The sequence below is a fragment of the Paenibacillus sp. BIC5C1 genome (assembly GCF_032399705.1).
GTDB lineage: Bacteria > Bacillota > Bacilli > Paenibacillales > Paenibacillaceae > Paenibacillus > Paenibacillus taichungensis_A.
Genome location: NZ_CP135922.1, coordinates 6,541,196 through 6,557,423, shown reverse-complemented (window position 1 = coordinate 6,557,423; position 16,228 = coordinate 6,541,196). Strand labels below are relative to the sequence as shown.

The following is a 16,228-nucleotide window of genomic DNA, read 5'->3' as shown; positions in this document are numbered from 1 at the left end:
TGAGACCAACATGAGGAGGATAACGATATGACAGAACGCATGACAACCAATCAGGGTGCACCCGTAGGTGACAACCAAAACTCCCGTACCGCAGGAAGAAGAGGCCCCACATTACTTGAGGATTATCATCTGCTTGAGAAGATCGCACACTTTGACCGTGAGCGTATTCCGGAACGGGTCGTTCATGCGAGAGGTGCTGGTGCACATGGTGTGTTTACGCTGGAGAAGAGCATGAAGGCTTATACGACAGCCGATTTCTTACAAGACCCGGGCACAGAGACGGATGTACTGGTGCGGTTCTCGACCGTAATTCACGGAACGGGTTCACCGGAGACAGCGCGTGATCCACGTGGATTTGCCGTGAAGTTCTACACCCGTGAAGGGAACTATGATATTGTGGGTAACCACTTACCCGTCTTTTTCATCCGTGATGCGATGAAGTTCCCGGATATGGTTCATTCCCTGAAGCCTGCGCCGGATACGAATATCCAGGACCCTGCACGCTACTGGGACTTCATGACACTATCACCCGAGTCTACTCATATGATGACCTGGTTGTTCTCCGATCTGGGTACACCAGCAAGTTACCGTGAAATGGATGGATTCGGCGTACACGCCTTCAAATGGATTAATGCTCAAGGGCAAGTCCATTATGTGAAATACAAGTGGGAATCGGCTCAAGGCGTACGAGGCTTCTCACGTCAAGAGGCAGCTGAGGTGCAAGGACAGGATTTTAACCATGCCACCCGGGATTTGCACGATCATATCAAAAACGGGCAATACCCGCAGTGGAAGCTGCAGGTACAGTTGCTGAAACCGGAGCAGATGGATGATTTCGCCTTCGATCCGCTCGACCCAACCAAGACTTGGCCGGAAGATGTACTGCCGTTCCAGACGATCGGAACCATGACATTGAACCGAAATCCACAAAACTTCTTCGCAGAAGTAGAGCAAGCAGCCTTTTCACCAAGCGCTTTGGTGCCTGGGATCGAGCCTTCCGAAGATAAATTGCTGCAAGGTCGTCTGTTCTCTTATCCGGATACACAGCGCCACCGGCTTGGACCAAACTATTTGCAGATTCCGGTGAACTGCCCTTATGCTCCGGTCCGCAATCATCAGCGTGATGGATTGATGAATGTGAATCAGGACCCGTCCCCGGTAAACTATGAACCGAACAGCTCGGGCAACAGCCCGGAGGAAGCACCTGAATATCGTGACAGTCAAGCTCCGTTACAGGGCCATGTTACACGGGAGAAAATAGAGAAAACCGATAACTATACGCAGTCAGGGGAGTTGTTCCGTTCATTCACGGCGGTGGAGCAGCAACATTTGCTCGATAACCTGATCAATGACTTGAAGGCAGTACCGGAACAGACCCAGCTGCGTGCTTTGTGCCATTTCTTCCAGGCAGATGGACAGCTTGGTGGTCGTTTGGCTCATGGACTGGGTGTGGATATTTCCGCATTTATGCCCTCACAGGATCGTAAATAAAAAGCAATCATTCCATCATTATTTCAGAAACGAATAATCGGTTTATGAATTAGACCGGGCAGGACTGCGGAATAGCAGACCTGCCCGGTCTTTAGGCTTTTTTTTAACGATTGGCTGATCTTGTGCATCTAAATAATATTCTGAAATGGAAAACATATTTACAAATCATTTACAATAAATAGCTGACATAGAGGTTGACTTCTCGTTTGTTGGCACTACAATGGGTAGTGTGAGGGGTGTCTGAACATGAGAATACACAATTTTAAAGTGGGTGAGCGTGGACTGAACCGGTTTTTCGGTCCGCTGGAGGCGAAGATTATGGACATTCTATGGGCGCGTCCAGGCAGCAGCATTCGCGAAGTGCAAACCGCACTAGAAAAAGATAAAGACGTTAATTTCAATACAGTCATGACGGTGATGAATCGTCTCGTGGACAAGGAGCTGCTCCACAAGTCGCAGAAGGGCCGAACGTCACTGTACCATCCGGTACAGAGCAGGGAGGAGTTTATGAACGACCAATCCAAGGAATTGTCACATGAGTTGGTGGATGAATTCGGGGTACTTGCTGTGAATCACATGCTGGATGCGCTGGATGAAGCAGATGCAGGGTTGATTGAGCGTCTGGAGCAGAAGATTAAGCAATGGAAAAAGGATAGCGATTGACATGTGGAAGGCCCGCTCGAAGCTGTTGTTTACCGTCGGGTTTGGCATTCCGTTATTCGTGTTCATGCAGATGTTCATGTACGCGATGTACAAAATTTTCGGTTGGGACATTCCGTTTAATCTGCTCTGGCTGTGTAATCATTGGATGAGCAGGCTGGGTTGGTTATCCATGGGGCATGTTCTTATGGCACTGGTTCTCCTGACTTTTGCAGGTACAGGCTGGTTGCTGTTCGATCGGATGATTAAGACACGTGCAGCGGTAAGGAAGCTTCGGTCAATGGAAGATAGGGCCATGTCTCAGGACCTTCAGGTGCGGTACCAACATTTGAAACAACCTGGATTCATTGTGGTGGACAAGCCGTCACCGGTGGCATTTACGATTGGTCTCTGGAAACCTTGTATTGTGCTTTCCACAGGGCTACTCACGATGCTGGATGCTGAAGAAGAAAGAGCGGTTGTGTATCATGAAGTGCACCATCTGTGGCATCGTGATCCACTCAAGACGACATTATTGTCGGTATTTGCCGTGATGATGCCTTATATTCCGGTGTTGAAGCATACTTCAAAACATTACAATATCATTAGAGAAATACTGGCTGACAATGAAGCAATTGAACGTACAGGGAACGCTGCGGGCATTGGTAGTGCACTGCTCAAACTGATCCGGGCTTGCCCTGAACCTTGGAGAATTAGAGAGACAGCTATTCAATCGTCTTTTGCCGATACTTCGGTGAATGTACGTATATCCCGTCTATTAGACCCGGAACAGGATGTTTCACTGTCGCTTCCCCGCTATGCGGTATTCATTTCTGCCACAGTGATCCTGCTGTTGTCTGTCTTGTTTGTTTGGTCAATTGGGTGAAATGTAACGTTGAACTTAAACTCCAAGGAGGAAAATGAATATGAATAGAAGCGTGGAGATTGGTTTGTTTTTTTCAAGGATCATGATTGGTCTTATTTTTGTATTACATGGTTGGAGCAAATTCGAAGGTGGAATTAGCGGTACAGTCGGGTTCTTTGAAAGTATCGGCATTCCTGGTTTTCTGGCATCGGTTGTAGCGATCATTGAGCTGGTGGGTGGTGCAGCCATGATTCTGGGCTTGGGAACACGAGTATTTGCTGCATTGTTCATCGTAGTGATGGGCGGGGTTCTGCTTACTGCCAAAGTGGGGCAGCCGTTCATGAGTGGTACTGAGTTTGAATATCTGATGCTGGCCGGTTCATTGACACTACTCTTCACAGGCAGCCGTTTCCTGGCGGTGGATCATTTCTTCTCCAGACAAGGGAACGCTCGTCAGAAAGTGAGTGCATAACGGGGTTATCACCATCCAATAGGGATGGATAATAATTTCATACAAGCAGGTATATCCTGCATAGAGGCCTTTTCTCGCTAGTCCGGCTTACGCACAATTTTTACGTGTGGACCGTTCGAACCGGGAAAAGGCTTTTTGTTTTGGACGAAAAGCCCATCGATTTGGTACAATGAGAATAAGTATGCTACTAAGAAAAAATAAGAGAACATATAGGAGGGTGCGCTTTATGATTAACGTCATTCCATCCGATTCCCGCTCCAGCTTCGATCGGGGCTGGCTGCGCGGCAATCACAGCTTTTCTTTTGGTGAATATCAGGACCCGGAGAATACTGCGTTTGGACCCATGCGGGTAGCTAACGACGATGTAATTGCCCCTGGTCGTGGTTTCGGGGCACACCCGCATAGTGATATGGAGATTGTGTCCATCGTATTGAACGGGAAGTTGCGTCATGAAGATAACCTGGGCAATGTGGCAGTTACATCATTTGGTGGAATTCAGCGCATGTCAGCAGGCAGTGGCATGATTCATACCGAACACAATGCCTCGGATTCCGAAGAAGTACGTATACTTCAGCTCTGGTTTATGCCACATACGAGAGGGCTTGAGCCGTCTTATGAGACGACTTCTTTTGATCCGGACGCACTCGCGGGAGCACTCGTACCCGTGGTTTCCCCTGAAGGTGGGGGACGTATTGCGTCCATTCATCAGGATATGACCATCTATCTTGGCCGATTGGATGCAGGTCAGACTTTAACATATGAACAGGCGGAAGATCGCCGTATGTACATTTTTGCTATAGAAGGCAAGATTGGCTTGAACGGAGAGTATCAGCTAAATGAAGGGGATACGGCACGTGTGGAACAGACGACATCCATGAAGCTGGATGCAAGCCAGGACGCTTTTTATATGTTAATCGATCTGCCCTAGATTACCGAAATGGATTGAAACTCCAAGATTAAAGGAGGATGTACTTTTATGACGCAGCAGGAATGGTTCATGGTTAAACATGCAGTGACTGGGCGAGGGCTGGTGAACAGCAAAACAGATTCGATGTCCTATCGCTATCAAAAAGAAGGCAATGGATTTGTTTTTACCGTTACGGGTCTGGAGCAACAGGCGGTGGATAGCATTATGGAGCTTAGACAGGAGCTGAATGTGTTTCGCTTTGTACAGCGTAAAGATCAGCCCTTGGTGAAGCACTGGTATTACGTTCAGGGAGACCGGGTTCAGTATGATAGAGAACGCCATACATTGACGATATATGCGGAATCGGAGATCCGCTATGTTCCTGAAGACTATTTTGCCGACTAATCGAAGCAGATCACTTTTAATAAAAATTTAAGCTTGACCTATGCAGCCCAGAGGTCTCTGTTATCCATACAGAGGCCTTTTTTTGCTGCCCTAGTTGAAGAAGGTATCTGGATTTTTATAAAAAGATCACATAATTCTGCGCGCTCTGGCACAAGCTACCTTGTATAAAAAAACAGGAACGGAGGGCGGCATATGGCGGACAAAACATCAGGGAAAGATGGTTCCGGGGATTCAGAAAAAAAGAAACACATCCCTTTGGGGTTGCCGTCTCCCCCTATTTTGAGGCAACCGATAAGCCTTTCACATGAAAGCCATATGTTGGCACTGGAAGACATTTTCTCAGATTGCTCGGATGTGGTCTTCCGCAATGTCAAGATTTCATCTGAAGTGGAAGGACTGCTTGTATACATCGAAGGCATCGTGAATTCGACGGACATTCAGGATCATATGCTTCGGCCACTCATTCGTGGTCTGATCGAGCAACGTACGGATGAACCTGCGGCTCCTCTGGATGATACACGTATCGCCCTGACGCAGGTGAAGAGAGTGGATACCTGGGCAGACGCAGCGGAGGGTGTGCTGGAATCTTCCGCACTGCTGTTGATCAACGGCAGCAAAGAGGCTTGGCTATTTAACGTCAAGGGCGGTGTGCGACGTGGTGTTGAGGAACCCCAGACCGAGTCGGTTATCCGTGGGCCACGCGAAGGCTTCACCGAGACATTACGGGTGAACACAGCTCTGCTTCGTTTCAAGCTGAAAACACCTGCACTTAAGATGTTAAGCATGACCATTGGGACCGAGACCAAAACCAATGTGGTGCTGACCTACATCGACGATATTGCCGACCCCAAGCTGATTAAAGATGTCAAAAAGCGTCTCAATAAAATTAAAATCGATGGCATTCTCGAAACGGGATATATAGAAGAACTTATTGAAGATCATCCATATTCCCCTTTTCCGCAGATGCATTATACCGAACGTCCGGATACGGTGGCAGGTAATCTGCTGGAAGGCCGATTTGCCATCTTTGTGGATGGAAGCCCGTTTGCCCTTATTGCTCCAGTGACCATGTGGCAAATGCTTCAGGCCAGTGAGGATTATTACGAACGGTTCTTTATCAGTAATCTGGTAAGATGGATTCGGTTTTTGTTTGTAGCTATCGCTCTATTTCTGCCTGCACTCTATATCGCCATTACAACCTTCCATCAGGATATGTTGCCAACCACGCTGATTCTGAGTATTGCCGGGGCAAGGGAGGCCATTCCATTCCCTGCACTGGTAGAGGCCCTCATTATGGAACTGTCATTCGAGGCTCTGCGGGAAGCGGGGGTCAGGTTACCCAAAACGGTAGGTCAGGCCGTCAGTATTTTGGGGGCACTTGTGATTGGACAGGCAGCCGTTCAGGCGGGGATCGTGTCCGCTCCCATGGTTATTATCGTATCCATGACAGGCATTGCGTCTTTCACGATTCCTCGTTTTAACTTTGCCATTACGGTACGTTTACTGCGTTTTCCGATCATGCTGCTTGCTGGTGCACTGGGCTTGTATGGCATTGTAATCGGACTGGTGCTGATCTCGGTACATCTAACACAAATGACCTCTTTTGGAGTACCTTATCTATCAGGTCTCAGCCCCTATAGCAAAACTGATACCAAGGATATTGTTATTCGTACACCATGGTGGAAGATGATCCATCGTCCTTCAACTGTTCATCGTGACCAGCAGCGGATGAATGAGAAGATCAACGGTTCCCCTGAAGCAGAAGAAGGGTGGTGAGCACATGGTTCTCATCCGTAAACGGCGGGCGGTAGCCATACTGCTCCTATGTACTATTTTCATATCAGGTTGCTGGGATCGGAAGGAAATTAATGATATCGCTTTTGTCATTGGTCTCTCCATCGACAAAGAAGAGGATAACTACAGAACCAGTCTGCAAATTGCCCTTCCCGGCCAGTCCGGTTCCTCTGGAAGTGAAGGTGGTGGTGGGGGCACAAGTGGCGACAAATCGTGGTTCATGTTATCCAATACAGCTAAAACCTTGCGAGGGACTTCGATTGAAGGCCAAAAGGCACTTTCCCGTGAGCTTTATTATGCACATCGACGTACCATGCTGATCGGAGAAGAGCTTGCACGTGAAGGCGTTGCTCCCATGCTGGACTTACTTACGCGTTATCCGCTTAACCGACTCTCTGCTCTACCAATTGTCACCAAAGGATCTGCCTACAAAGTGCTGGATACCGATGCGCCAATTGAAAAGTTCCCTTCTGAAATGGTACGTGAGCTGTGTTTCCTGAATATGCGCAGACCGCGTTCACTCAAGACATTTACGGATGCAATTCTTTCCGAAGGAGTAGATCCATTTCTACCAGTTGCTTCGACTGCTGACAATGTGCCGAGTAACTGGAAGGACGTTAAGACGAACATTAAATTAGATGGGATCGCTATTTTCAAGAAGGACAAACTGGTAGGCATGATAGAGAAGGCTCCCGCCGATGCGCTTATTTTAGCCATGGGCGAAGCCAATGAGCCGGAAGTGATGGTAAAAGCTCCGCGTGGAAAAGGTGATGTGTTCATCAAATTAAACGAAAATAACTCATCCTTGCATCCTCATGTTGAAAACGGGAAAGTCACGGTGACGATCGAGTTGTATGCGAAGGGAGTCATGGTAGATAACGAATCCAATTATGGTGATTTGCGAGACCAGGAGATGCAGAGCCTTACTCAGGTCCTTCACCAGAAAATTGAAGATGATATTAAGGAAGGGATTAGGCTGATTCAAAAACAATATCCTGCGGATATTTTGGGCCTGGGTCGTTCCATTCATCAGCAGCTTCCTCGGGAATGGAAAAAAATAAGGGATCGGTGGGATGATATCTATCCGGATGTAAAGGTGATTGTTGAACCACACATCATCATTGAAAATGTAGGGGTTATCAATAAACCGATTGGATTACAAGAGGAGGATATTGTCCATGATTAAGCCGCTGTTGTTCACTTATTTGGGTATGGTTATTGCTGTAATCATCATGGATTTCAAACATGTGAAGCAGGCAGCGGTCATTAATCGGTGGTTATCCTACGGACTGATCGCCATCAGTGCCGGAATTTGGTTCTATGTGACTAACTTGAGCAAAACCGTCTTTGTGTCGGCATGGCTTACCCAGTTAATTCAACGTTGGCTACCGTTACCGTAAGGCTTTTCAACGAATTTTGAAGCATAAAGACAGAAAGGAGGTATTCCATGAATCAGAAAGTGACCAGTCGTCAGTTGGTGCTGCTCATCATGCTTCTTAGTATTACAGGCACGTTGATGCAACCCCATGCACAAGCCATTTTTTATGCTGAACAGCACGCCTATTTATCTTATATCCCTGTGTTTCTTGTCATGGTGGTATCACTATGGATGTTAAGCCGTGTTCAGCGACGGTTCCCCGATCGGGATTTGTTTGAATCTTTAGTGGAGCGTTTCCCTTTTTTGGGACGTGTGACAGGTGTGTTGTATACCCTGTTTTTTCTCTTTATCTTCGCCCGTGATATCCGGTTAATCGGTGACTATGTAAGCATTACCTTGCTGGAGACGACTCCGATTTCCATAATTGTATTGACCCTGTTGGTCATGGTTGTTTTTATCGTGAGGGGTGGTTTGGGGTCCTTAATAGGGATGTCCGAGCTGTATGTTACTCTGTTTGTGCTGAATTCATTGATTTTGCCGTTTATGCTCATTCAGCAAATAAACATGGATAATCTCATGCCGTATTTTGACATCAATGTTGCTGGAGTTGGCAAGGGGAGTTGGTACATATTTTCCTTTTTTGGTGAGATGATTGCCATCCCTTTTGTAATTAAAGGCAGTGATTTTCGATTCAAGTCGGTTATGTGGGGGATTACGATTGCGGCCCTGTTAATGATGCTGATTGTCATCGAAACCATCTTGGCTGTGGGTGTACCCATTGCATCCAGACTGGTATATCCCTCCTATGAGCTTGCAAGGCAACTGCAAATTAGTGATTTTCTTGATCGGTTTGACCTTGCACTAGCAGCGGTAACGCTACCTACGTTGATTACAAAGATCGCATTTGATCTGTATTTTGTCTGTTGGGGACTGAAACGAATGATTCCGAACGTCTCGGGTAAAGTCATGACAGGGCCAGTTGCTTTGATCGGATTTGTCTGCGCCTTCTGGTTTTTCAAAAACGCTGTTCAGCTCTTCCGCTTTACACGAGAATGGACATGGGTTGGGATTGTGTTCGAGATACTATTTCCCATCATACTCTTCGTGTTCCTTCGTCCTCGCAAAAAAAGTGCGAATGATCGACGGACAACAGATAACCAGAAACAAAAGCAGAAACCAAAAGAGGACAAACAAGGGAAAGTATCACAGGGCAGAGAGAATTCCGACGGGGACAAACGTGAAGGACATCAGGGTGGAGAACTACAGCCTTCCTGATATATCCCATCAAAAATCGTTATAGATGAACCACTGAAAAGAGGGGGAACTCTGTTTCCCTCCATAGCAGTACCCTGTATACTGTAGTCAGACTGATGACATTCGGCTGAATTAACGGGGGGAACATGGATGGCTCAACATTTGGCAGGTATACGCGTAGCATTGACAGGACCACGAAAATCCAAAGAGATGTCCTTGCTGGTTGAGAAAATGGGAGGGATTCCAATAGTCCGACCTGCACAGGGAACTGTTTTTCTGGACGATCGTAATATTCGGGATGGTCTGGTATCCTGGATATCCGACCCGCCAGACTGGACGGTATTAACCACGGGTATGGGATTGGACGCTATTTTTGAAATGGCTGAGGATATGGAGATTGCTGATCAATTGCTGGACGTATTATCGGAATCCTTGATTGCAGCAAGAGGATACAAAACAGTGAATGCACTCCGAAAACGTAAACTGACCCCGCTAGTGCGGGATGATGATGGCAGCACAGACGGGCTGATTCGTGAATTTGCGCCTCATGAACTTAAAGGACAGAAGGTCATGTTGCAACTGCATGGGGAAACCGCACCCAAGTTGGTCGGTTGGCTGGAGGAACAAGGGGCGCAAGTACGTCAGGTGCTCCCTTATCGTCACGTCCCACCCGAAGAGGGTGAACTGGAACAGTTGTTGAATGATATTTTGCTGCATGAGGTTGATGCTGTCGCGTTTACAAGTGGGCCGCAAGTACGATTTTTGGTTGAATACGCGGCGTCTAAGGGCAAGCTCGAATCCATGCAGGAAGCCTTCCGCCAAGGCGTGGTGCCTGCTTCGGTGGGCAGGGTAACGGCAAACGCGATGCGAGAAGAAGGTATTGAGGCGCTCGTGGTCCCAGAGGATGAGAAGATGGGAGCACTAATCGTTGAACTGGGGCGTTATTACGCTGCCCGATCTGAGGGCAAGGCTCATCTTTTACAGTAACATGTGATCCAGTCTGGACTCATATGGATGCGTTGAATAAAACGCATTTAAGATGTCACGTTGTTCCCGGTTCTGATCCGCTATACGGGTCAGAACTTTTTTTGTTTTTGTCTCTATGATCGGTTCACTCTCTATAAACTGAACGACTCTGATTCAAGGAAATTCACCTGAGACTTTGGTCGTGAAGTTAGTTGTACCCATTCATAATTAAAGGTTTTTGGATAATAATGTGGAATGAATTAAAGACAGATTAAGCTTGTGAGGGAGGGACAGCATGATGAAAACCGTATGTGTAACCGGGGCAGCCCGGGGACTGGGGTTGGCTCTGACGGCACAAATGCTGAAGAGAGGTTATATCGTTTATGCGGCAGGGTTGGACATGGAAGAGTCCGAAGGAATTCGCACTCTGACGGATGCCTATCCAAAACATTTACGCATCATCGAACTGGACATTGCGGATGATCTGTCCGTAGCTTTGTTCACGGAGACACTTAAGCTGGATACAGAGCATTTGGATATGCTTATCAATAATGCGGCTATACTAGGAAGTATTACCGATCATATCCGCGGACCGTTAAATATGGCGGAGATGGCAGAAGTATTCAATGTAAATACCCTGGGGACATTACGTGTGACTCATGCCTTATTGCCCCTCCTTCTGCAAGGGACAAACAAGCTGATCGTCGATATATCTTCGGAGGCAGGCAGTATTGAGCAGTGTAGCCGGGATGGATGGTTCGCCTATTGTATGTCCAAATCTGCGTTAAACATGCAGGCCCGCCTTGTGCATAATGGTCTGAAAAATGAGGGTGGGCAAGTGATGCTGATACATCCCGGCTGGGTACAGAGTTATATGAGCGGGGAATTAAATACCGATGCGGACCTTACGCCAGATCAATCGGCTCAGCATATCACAGCACTCATCGATCGCCATAAGGAGTTTATGGGCGATTCGCCCGCGTATGTAGATTACAAGGGGGATACCCTTCCTTGGTAATTCTGTTATAGGTAATTTGAAAGGAGTTTTTATTGATGGATCATCGTAAAAAAGCGTTGTTACTTGGTGATTATACTCATCCGGACTGGCATCCGCTGCAAGGGGTGGATGCGGAAATTAGTCGGATTTTTCACGATACTATGACTGTGCAGTGCAGTGAGAATCGCAACATGCTGCTGCAAGAAAATATAACCGGTTTTGATGTGTGTATCTGCTACATGGATGATTGGAAGGGAAAAGTCTCTCCTCAGCAGACAGCAGGCTTATTGTCCTATGTTAGTAATGGAGGTGGACTGCTCATTATACATAACGGAATTTCGCTCCAAAATCGTTATGAGCTGAAGCAGATGATTGGTGCCAAATTCCTGCATCATCCACCTTATGCCCCACTAGAGTTCACAGTAACGGCAGAGAGCCATCCAGTTACGGAAGGCATTTCGGGATTTACGATGGAGGAAGAGCCTTATCAGTTCGAGTTCGGTTCATTTGCAGAAACGAAAGTTCTGCTGGAGTATCAATCCGAAGAAGGGCCGAAGCCCGCAGCTTGGGCGCATAGATATGGTGTTGGACGCATTGTTTACCTGATGCCAGGACATCATGTACCATCTTTTGCCCATGAAACCTATCGTCAGTTAATTCTGCAAGCAGGAAAATGGGCTGCGCGCTACGTATAGCCTGACCGTTTCTTTTGTGAGCAGCTGATTAGGGGTATACTATAGAGATCAACGAAGAGGAGGATGACAAGAATGAGCGATTTGTTCAAAAAGGCAATCTCGTTAGGGCTCGGTCTTACTGTTGTAAGCAAGGAGAAAATTGAGAAAACCGTGGATGATCTGGTCAAGCGCGGGGAACTGGCACCTGGTGAATCCAAAGCGTTGGTTGAACGCCTGATGGAACGGGGCGATGAAGAGCAGGGCCAGTTCAAAAGAATGATTCACGAACAGGTCAAGCGCGTTCTTCAGGAAGTGGGCGTTCCATCCGAGAGTGATGTAACCAGTTTGGAACAGCGTGTTGCCGTCCTTGAGAAAAAGCTTGCGGAACTGGGTCACACACCACAGCTTCAACCTGATGTATCCCCAGCTCCACTTGAAGTTCCTCCTCTCAAAGGAAACGAGATCGAGTAGATGGCTGTGCGAATCAAACATGTCGGCAGATACCGGGAAATTGCCATGGCGCTGGTGCGTCATGGCTTCGGTTATATGGTTGAGGAGCTGGGTTTGTTCCAGTTGCTAGCCATACCCCGGCGGTGGATGTCGCGTGAAGCCCACACCACCAAGACATTAAGTGAACGCATACGACTCGTGCTGCAGGAGCTGGGGCCAGCTTTCGTTAAGCTGGGGCAACTGGCAAGCACAAGGGCGGATCTGTTGCCCGAGTCTGTGATTCGGGAATTGGTGAAGCTGCAGGATCAAGTCCCGCCGTTTTCCTCGGAGACAGCACGGGGTATTTTGGAACAGGAATTGGATACACCACTGGAGGAGATCTTTTCCCGGTTCGAGGATACCCCTGTGGCTGCGGCTAGTATTGGACAGGTGCATCTGGGTAAACTCCGAAGCGGTGAGGCCGTAGCTATTAAGATTCAGCGGCCCGGTATATCGCGTATCGTTCAGCGCGATCTGGATATTTTAAGAGAATTGACGTCCATGGCGGAGAAACGCTGGGATTGGGTAAAGCAATATCAGATTCCGCAAATGGTAGAAGAGTATGCTCAGGCACTGATGGCCGAGCTGGATTATACCGTTGAGGGTCGTAATACGGAGAAGATTGCACAGCAATATCAGCAGGATGGCAAAGTAAAAATACCGGTGATCTACTGGGATCAAACGTCTTCTCGTGTGCTTACCATGGAGTACATTGAAGGTATCAAGCTGAATGACCGTGACGAGTTGATTAAACGTGGGCATGATCTGAATAACATTGCGCAGCGGCTGGTGGATTCACTGTTGAATCAGATCTTTATTCATGGATTCTTTCATGCCGATCCACATCCGGGTAATCTGATGGTTCTGAAGGATGGCAGGCTTGCCTTTATTGATTTTGGCATGGTGGGCAGTCTGAGCGATGAGATGAAGCAGCACCTGGCTTCCCTCATCATCGGATTGATGCGCAAAGATACGGACAGCATGATTCGGGCGATCGAGAAGCTGGGCATGATGCCGGATGATATGGATCTGCGAGGACTTCATAGCGATCTGGATAAGCTGCGCACCAAATACTATGATATTCCCTTTTCCAAAATTAGTGTGGGACAAGCATTGAACGATCTGTTCGGTGTAGCCCAGCGGCATCGGGTCGTCATGCCTGCTGATATTCTGCTGCTAGGGAAGTCGCTGCTTACCATGGAAGGTGTTATCGAACATCTCGATCCTACCTTGAGTATCGTGGATATGGCAGAACCATTTGGCCGCAAGCTGATCAAGGAACGTTTTAATCCAGGAAGGATCAGGAATCGGGTGTTCCGCAGCGCGGCTGATATGGCTGAGAGTGTCATGGGTCTGCCTGGGCAGTTAAGGCAATTGTCTTCCATTATTAGCAAAGGAAAACTGCGGCTGGAGATCAGTGTCCCTGAACTGGACGCGCTCATGCGCAGAATGGACCAGATCAGTAATCGGCTGTCCTTCAGTATTGTACTGCTCGCATTTTGTATCATTATGGTTGGGTTGATCATCGGTTCTTCGATTAGTCACCAGTCCACCATGTTATGGGATATTCCGGTCATTGAGATCGGTTTTCTGGTAGCCATTCTGATGGTGGCCTTTCTGCTTTATTCGATATTTAAATCGGGAAGATTTTAAGTATAAGCGTAATCAAGAGAGTCGTTAACGCTTCCTAGCAGGGGAGCAGTAACGACTTTTTTTGGGTTTGGTCATGGCTTGGTGATGCATATATAAGATAAACAGAGCATAACTGAGATATTTTACATAAATAAGAGATAATACAAGATAATATACCAATTGCGGATACATACTCTGTTCGTGTAGAAGAGACACTGGGACTATAATAATAGGTCAGTACATTAACGGACCCGGTTTTTCTGAGAGGGGAAAACCTAGAGACATCATGATTGGTTCATGATGTCTCGAAAGCAAGACACCTGAATGTTGGAGTGGAAATAAGAGGTGCACACTGGAACGGACGAGACATGTACGGACATGATATCGGATATCTTATTCCGATCATGGTCAACCCACGTGTTTTCAACTTATACAGACACATTTTTGCGGGAGGGTATTCGGCTGTTTTGTGTTGTCTGTTGTAGTTGCTCAGTGACGAACCATTCCATTGCCGTTCAGTAGATAAGACAATTTTGAGTTTAAATACGTAGGAGGACCGGCAAAGGACGATATGAATACTTTAAAACAACAATGGTTTGGTAACATTCGCGGAGACGTGCTGGCAGGCATAACGGTAGCGCTGGCGCTTATTCCGGAAGCCATTGCCTTCTCGATCATTGCGGGTGTCGATCCGATGGTCGGATTGTACGCTTCAATTACGATTGCCATCGTGATCTCAATTGCGGGCGGAAGACCGGGCATGATCTCGGCAGCAACGGGCGCTATGGCGGTACTGATGGTGGGACTCGTCAAGGATTATGGCGTGGAGTATCTGTTTGCCGCTACAATTCTGACAGGTATAATTCAGTTTATTCTGGGGATTTTCAAGGTGGGTCGGTTTATTACATTTGTGCCTCATTCCGTACTGACCGGGTTTGTGAATGCACTGGCGATTCTCATCTTTATGGCTCAGCTTACCCATTTCACGGGTGCTAATTGGATTATGTATGCGATGGTAGCGGGTACGTTGGCGATTATTTATATTTTGCCACGTTTTTTCAAAAGCGTTCCGGCTCCACTGATTGCTATTGTAATCATGACGATCATTACGGCTTTGTTACATCTGGACGTCAAAACCGTAGGTGATATGGGGAATCTCACGAGTACCCTGCCTATGTTCCATCTGCCGAATATCGACTGGTCCCTCAATACGCTAATGATCCTTTTGCCTTATTCGTTCACGATGGCTCTGGTAGGTTTGCTGGAATCTTTGCTGACTGCAACGATTGTGGATGAAATGACCGAGACCAAGAGCAGCAAAAACCGTGAAGTACGTGGTCAGGGGATTGCCAACTTCGTTAATGGCCTTTTCGGTGGCATGGGTGGTTGCGCGATGATTGGACAGTCGGTTATTAATGTGAAATCTGGTGGACGAGGTCGATTATCCACATTTACGGCTGGTGCTTTTCTGGCCATATTGTTGTTATTGCTTAGTGGTGTGGTGAAAGAGGTGCCAATGGGTGCACTCGTTGGTGTGATGTTTATGGTGTGCATTGGTACGTTTGACTGGAGTTCCATCAAGAATATTGCGCGTTTGCCACGTGCGGAAGCCTTCGTTATGGTAGTCACGGTTGCTATTGTGGTGTATACCCACGATCTGTCTATCGGTGTGATGGTCGGCGTTGTGCTTAGTGTGCTTCATTTTGGTTGGAAACAGACCAAGATTCGTGTTCAGGCAAATGAGGAGCAGGGACAGAAGGTGTACCGTATTCACGGACCGTTCTTCTTTGGTTCATCTTCCCGCTTCGTTGATGAGTTCAATGCTGAGGCTGATCCTCAGGAAATCACGATTGATTTTGGGGGCTCACATATTTGGGATAACACGGCGGTTGTTGCCATTGGTAAAGTGAAGTTCAAATATGCGAAACTGGGCAAAACGGTGCATCTTCGCGGACTGAATGAGGAAAGCTCTCGTTTGCTTGAGAAGAGCGGTTTTGCCACGGTGCAAGGGCACAGTTCGTAACTTGGTTGCAACGAAGTAGACAACAAAAAAGTTATTTTTTATCAGCAGCGCGATTTTTCCGGATTTAAGTCGGAAGAGGGCGCCGCTGTTTTTATTAGAGGATGGTGTGCACTGCGTTGGAGTGGTAATGCTAGTTTTAGTGGTTGATGTTATTGTGTTGAAGGTTGTGTCTTTCACTCTGCGTAAGTTCTAACGAACCTGGCACGTCTTATATGCGGTTATTTGATGTTTTCGTTATTCTA

At 47.3% G+C, this 16,228-nt stretch carries 16 protein-coding genes; all 16 read left to right on the top strand.

Going from position 1 to position 16,228, the window contains the following annotated elements; all coding sequences use genetic code 11:
- The first annotated feature begins 27 nt into the window (after window positions 1-27).
- Window positions 28-1,491 carry a catalase gene (locus RS891_RS29385; RefSeq protein WP_113052987.1) on the top strand — a complete coding sequence of 488 codons (1,464 nt, stop codon included), beginning with the start codon at window positions 28-30 and terminating at the stop codon, window positions 1,489-1,491.
- 246 nt (window positions 1,492-1,737) lie between these two features.
- Entirely contained in the window at window positions 1,738-2,154 is a 417-nt protein-coding gene (locus RS891_RS29380; RefSeq protein ID WP_076287498.1) for a BlaI/MecI/CopY family transcriptional regulator, read from the top strand.
- 1 nt (window position 2,155) lies between these two features.
- Window positions 2,156-3,016 (top strand): M56 family metallopeptidase, encoded by an 861-nt coding sequence (locus RS891_RS29375; protein WP_113052986.1) that lies wholly within the window; start codon window positions 2,156-2,158, stop codon window positions 3,014-3,016.
- Window positions 3,017-3,056: 40 nt separating this feature from the next.
- Complete coding sequence (locus RS891_RS29370) at window positions 3,057-3,467, top strand: DoxX family protein (RefSeq protein ID WP_181586545.1); 411 nt, start codon at window positions 3,057-3,059, stop codon at window positions 3,465-3,467.
- Window positions 3,468-3,693: 226 nt separating this feature from the next.
- A complete protein-coding gene (locus RS891_RS29365) occupies window positions 3,694-4,395 on the top strand; it encodes a pirin family protein (RefSeq protein ID WP_315793878.1) in 702 nt (233 codons plus the stop codon).
- Window positions 4,396-4,443: 48 nt separating this feature from the next.
- On the top strand, window positions 4,444-4,779 hold the full coding sequence (locus RS891_RS29360; RefSeq protein ID WP_315793877.1) for a hypothetical protein: 336 nt from the start codon (window positions 4,444-4,446) through the stop codon (window positions 4,777-4,779).
- Window positions 4,780-5,094: 315 nt separating this feature from the next.
- Window positions 5,095-6,555, top strand: coding sequence for a spore germination protein (locus RS891_RS29355; protein WP_397333661.1), 1,461 nt, complete (start codon window positions 5,095-5,097; stop codon window positions 6,553-6,555).
- Window positions 6,512-7,759, top strand: a complete 1,248-nt coding sequence (locus tag RS891_RS29350; RefSeq protein WP_113052981.1) for a Ger(x)C family spore germination protein — start codon at window positions 6,512-6,514, stop codon at window positions 7,757-7,759. Before RS891_RS29355 ends, RS891_RS29350 begins: the two co-directional genes overlap by 44 nt.
- Window positions 7,752-7,973: a hypothetical protein gene (locus RS891_RS29345; protein WP_113052980.1), complete on the top strand. Its 222-nt coding sequence runs from the start codon at window positions 7,752-7,754 to the stop codon at window positions 7,971-7,973. The genes RS891_RS29350 and RS891_RS29345 overlap by 8 nt, the downstream gene beginning before the upstream one ends.
- 47 nt (window positions 7,974-8,020) lie before the next feature.
- Window positions 8,021-9,226, top strand: a complete 1,206-nt coding sequence (locus RS891_RS29340) for a GerAB/ArcD/ProY family transporter (RefSeq protein WP_315793876.1) — start codon at window positions 8,021-8,023, stop codon at window positions 9,224-9,226.
- Between the two features lie 129 nt (window positions 9,227-9,355).
- Window positions 9,356-10,192 (top strand): uroporphyrinogen-III synthase, encoded by an 837-nt coding sequence (locus tag RS891_RS29335; RefSeq protein WP_315793875.1) that lies wholly within the window; start codon window positions 9,356-9,358, stop codon window positions 10,190-10,192.
- Window positions 10,193-10,466: 274 nt separating this feature from the next.
- On the top strand, window positions 10,467-11,189 hold the full coding sequence (locus RS891_RS29330; protein ID WP_258530608.1) for an SDR family oxidoreductase: 723 nt from the start codon (window positions 10,467-10,469) through the stop codon (window positions 11,187-11,189).
- A 35-nt stretch (window positions 11,190-11,224) separates the two neighbouring features.
- Complete coding sequence (locus RS891_RS29325; protein WP_113052977.1) at window positions 11,225-11,863, top strand: ThuA domain-containing protein; 639 nt, start codon at window positions 11,225-11,227, stop codon at window positions 11,861-11,863.
- Between the two features lie 72 nt (window positions 11,864-11,935).
- Window positions 11,936-12,313 carry a phasin family protein gene (locus tag RS891_RS29320; RefSeq protein ID WP_053782782.1) on the top strand — a complete coding sequence of 126 codons (378 nt, stop codon included), beginning with the start codon at window positions 11,936-11,938 and terminating at the stop codon, window positions 12,311-12,313.
- Window positions 12,314-13,984, top strand: a complete 1,671-nt coding sequence (locus tag RS891_RS29315) for an ABC1 kinase family protein (protein ID WP_315793874.1) — start codon at window positions 12,314-12,316, stop codon at window positions 13,982-13,984.
- A gap of 550 nt (window positions 13,985-14,534) precedes the next feature.
- Entirely contained in the window at window positions 14,535-15,986 is a 1,452-nt protein-coding gene (locus RS891_RS29310; protein ID WP_315793873.1) for a SulP family inorganic anion transporter, read from the top strand.
- Window positions 15,987-16,228 lie beyond the last annotated feature (242 nt).

What these genes read in the sequence shown, in the direction of transcription:
- RS891_RS29385 (WP_113052987.1), top strand. Translation starts at nt 28, where the DNA reads ATGACAGAACGCATGACAACCAATCAGGGTGCACCCGTAGGTGACAAC.
- RS891_RS29380 (WP_076287498.1), top strand. Translation starts at nt 1,738, where the DNA reads ATGAGAATACACAATTTTAAAGTGGGTGAGCGTGGACTGAACCGGTTT.
- RS891_RS29375 (WP_113052986.1), top strand. Translation starts at nt 2,156, where the DNA reads ATGTGGAAGGCCCGCTCGAAGCTGTTGTTTACCGTCGGGTTTGGCATT.
- RS891_RS29370 (WP_181586545.1), top strand. Translation starts at nt 3,057, where the DNA reads ATGAATAGAAGCGTGGAGATTGGTTTGTTTTTTTCAAGGATCATGATT.
- RS891_RS29365 (WP_315793878.1), top strand. Translation starts at nt 3,694, where the DNA reads ATGATTAACGTCATTCCATCCGATTCCCGCTCCAGCTTCGATCGGGGC.
- RS891_RS29360 (WP_315793877.1), top strand. Translation starts at nt 4,444, where the DNA reads ATGACGCAGCAGGAATGGTTCATGGTTAAACATGCAGTGACTGGGCGA.
- RS891_RS29355 (WP_397333661.1), top strand. Translation starts at nt 5,095, where the DNA reads ATGTTGGCACTGGAAGACATTTTCTCAGATTGCTCGGATGTGGTCTTC.
- RS891_RS29350 (WP_113052981.1), top strand. Translation starts at nt 6,512, where the DNA reads ATGAGAAGATCAACGGTTCCCCTGAAGCAGAAGAAGGGTGGTGAGCAC.
- RS891_RS29345 (WP_113052980.1), top strand. Translation starts at nt 7,752, where the DNA reads ATGATTAAGCCGCTGTTGTTCACTTATTTGGGTATGGTTATTGCTGTA.
- RS891_RS29340 (WP_315793876.1), top strand. Translation starts at nt 8,021, where the DNA reads ATGAATCAGAAAGTGACCAGTCGTCAGTTGGTGCTGCTCATCATGCTT.
- RS891_RS29335 (WP_315793875.1), top strand. Translation starts at nt 9,356, where the DNA reads ATGGCTCAACATTTGGCAGGTATACGCGTAGCATTGACAGGACCACGA.
- RS891_RS29330 (WP_258530608.1), top strand. Translation starts at nt 10,467, where the DNA reads ATGATGAAAACCGTATGTGTAACCGGGGCAGCCCGGGGACTGGGGTTG.
- RS891_RS29325 (WP_113052977.1), top strand. Translation starts at nt 11,225, where the DNA reads ATGGATCATCGTAAAAAAGCGTTGTTACTTGGTGATTATACTCATCCG.
- RS891_RS29320 (WP_053782782.1), top strand. Translation starts at nt 11,936, where the DNA reads ATGAGCGATTTGTTCAAAAAGGCAATCTCGTTAGGGCTCGGTCTTACT.
- RS891_RS29315 (WP_315793874.1), top strand. Translation starts at nt 12,314, where the DNA reads ATGGCTGTGCGAATCAAACATGTCGGCAGATACCGGGAAATTGCCATG.
- RS891_RS29310 (WP_315793873.1), top strand. Translation starts at nt 14,535, where the DNA reads ATGAATACTTTAAAACAACAATGGTTTGGTAACATTCGCGGAGACGTG.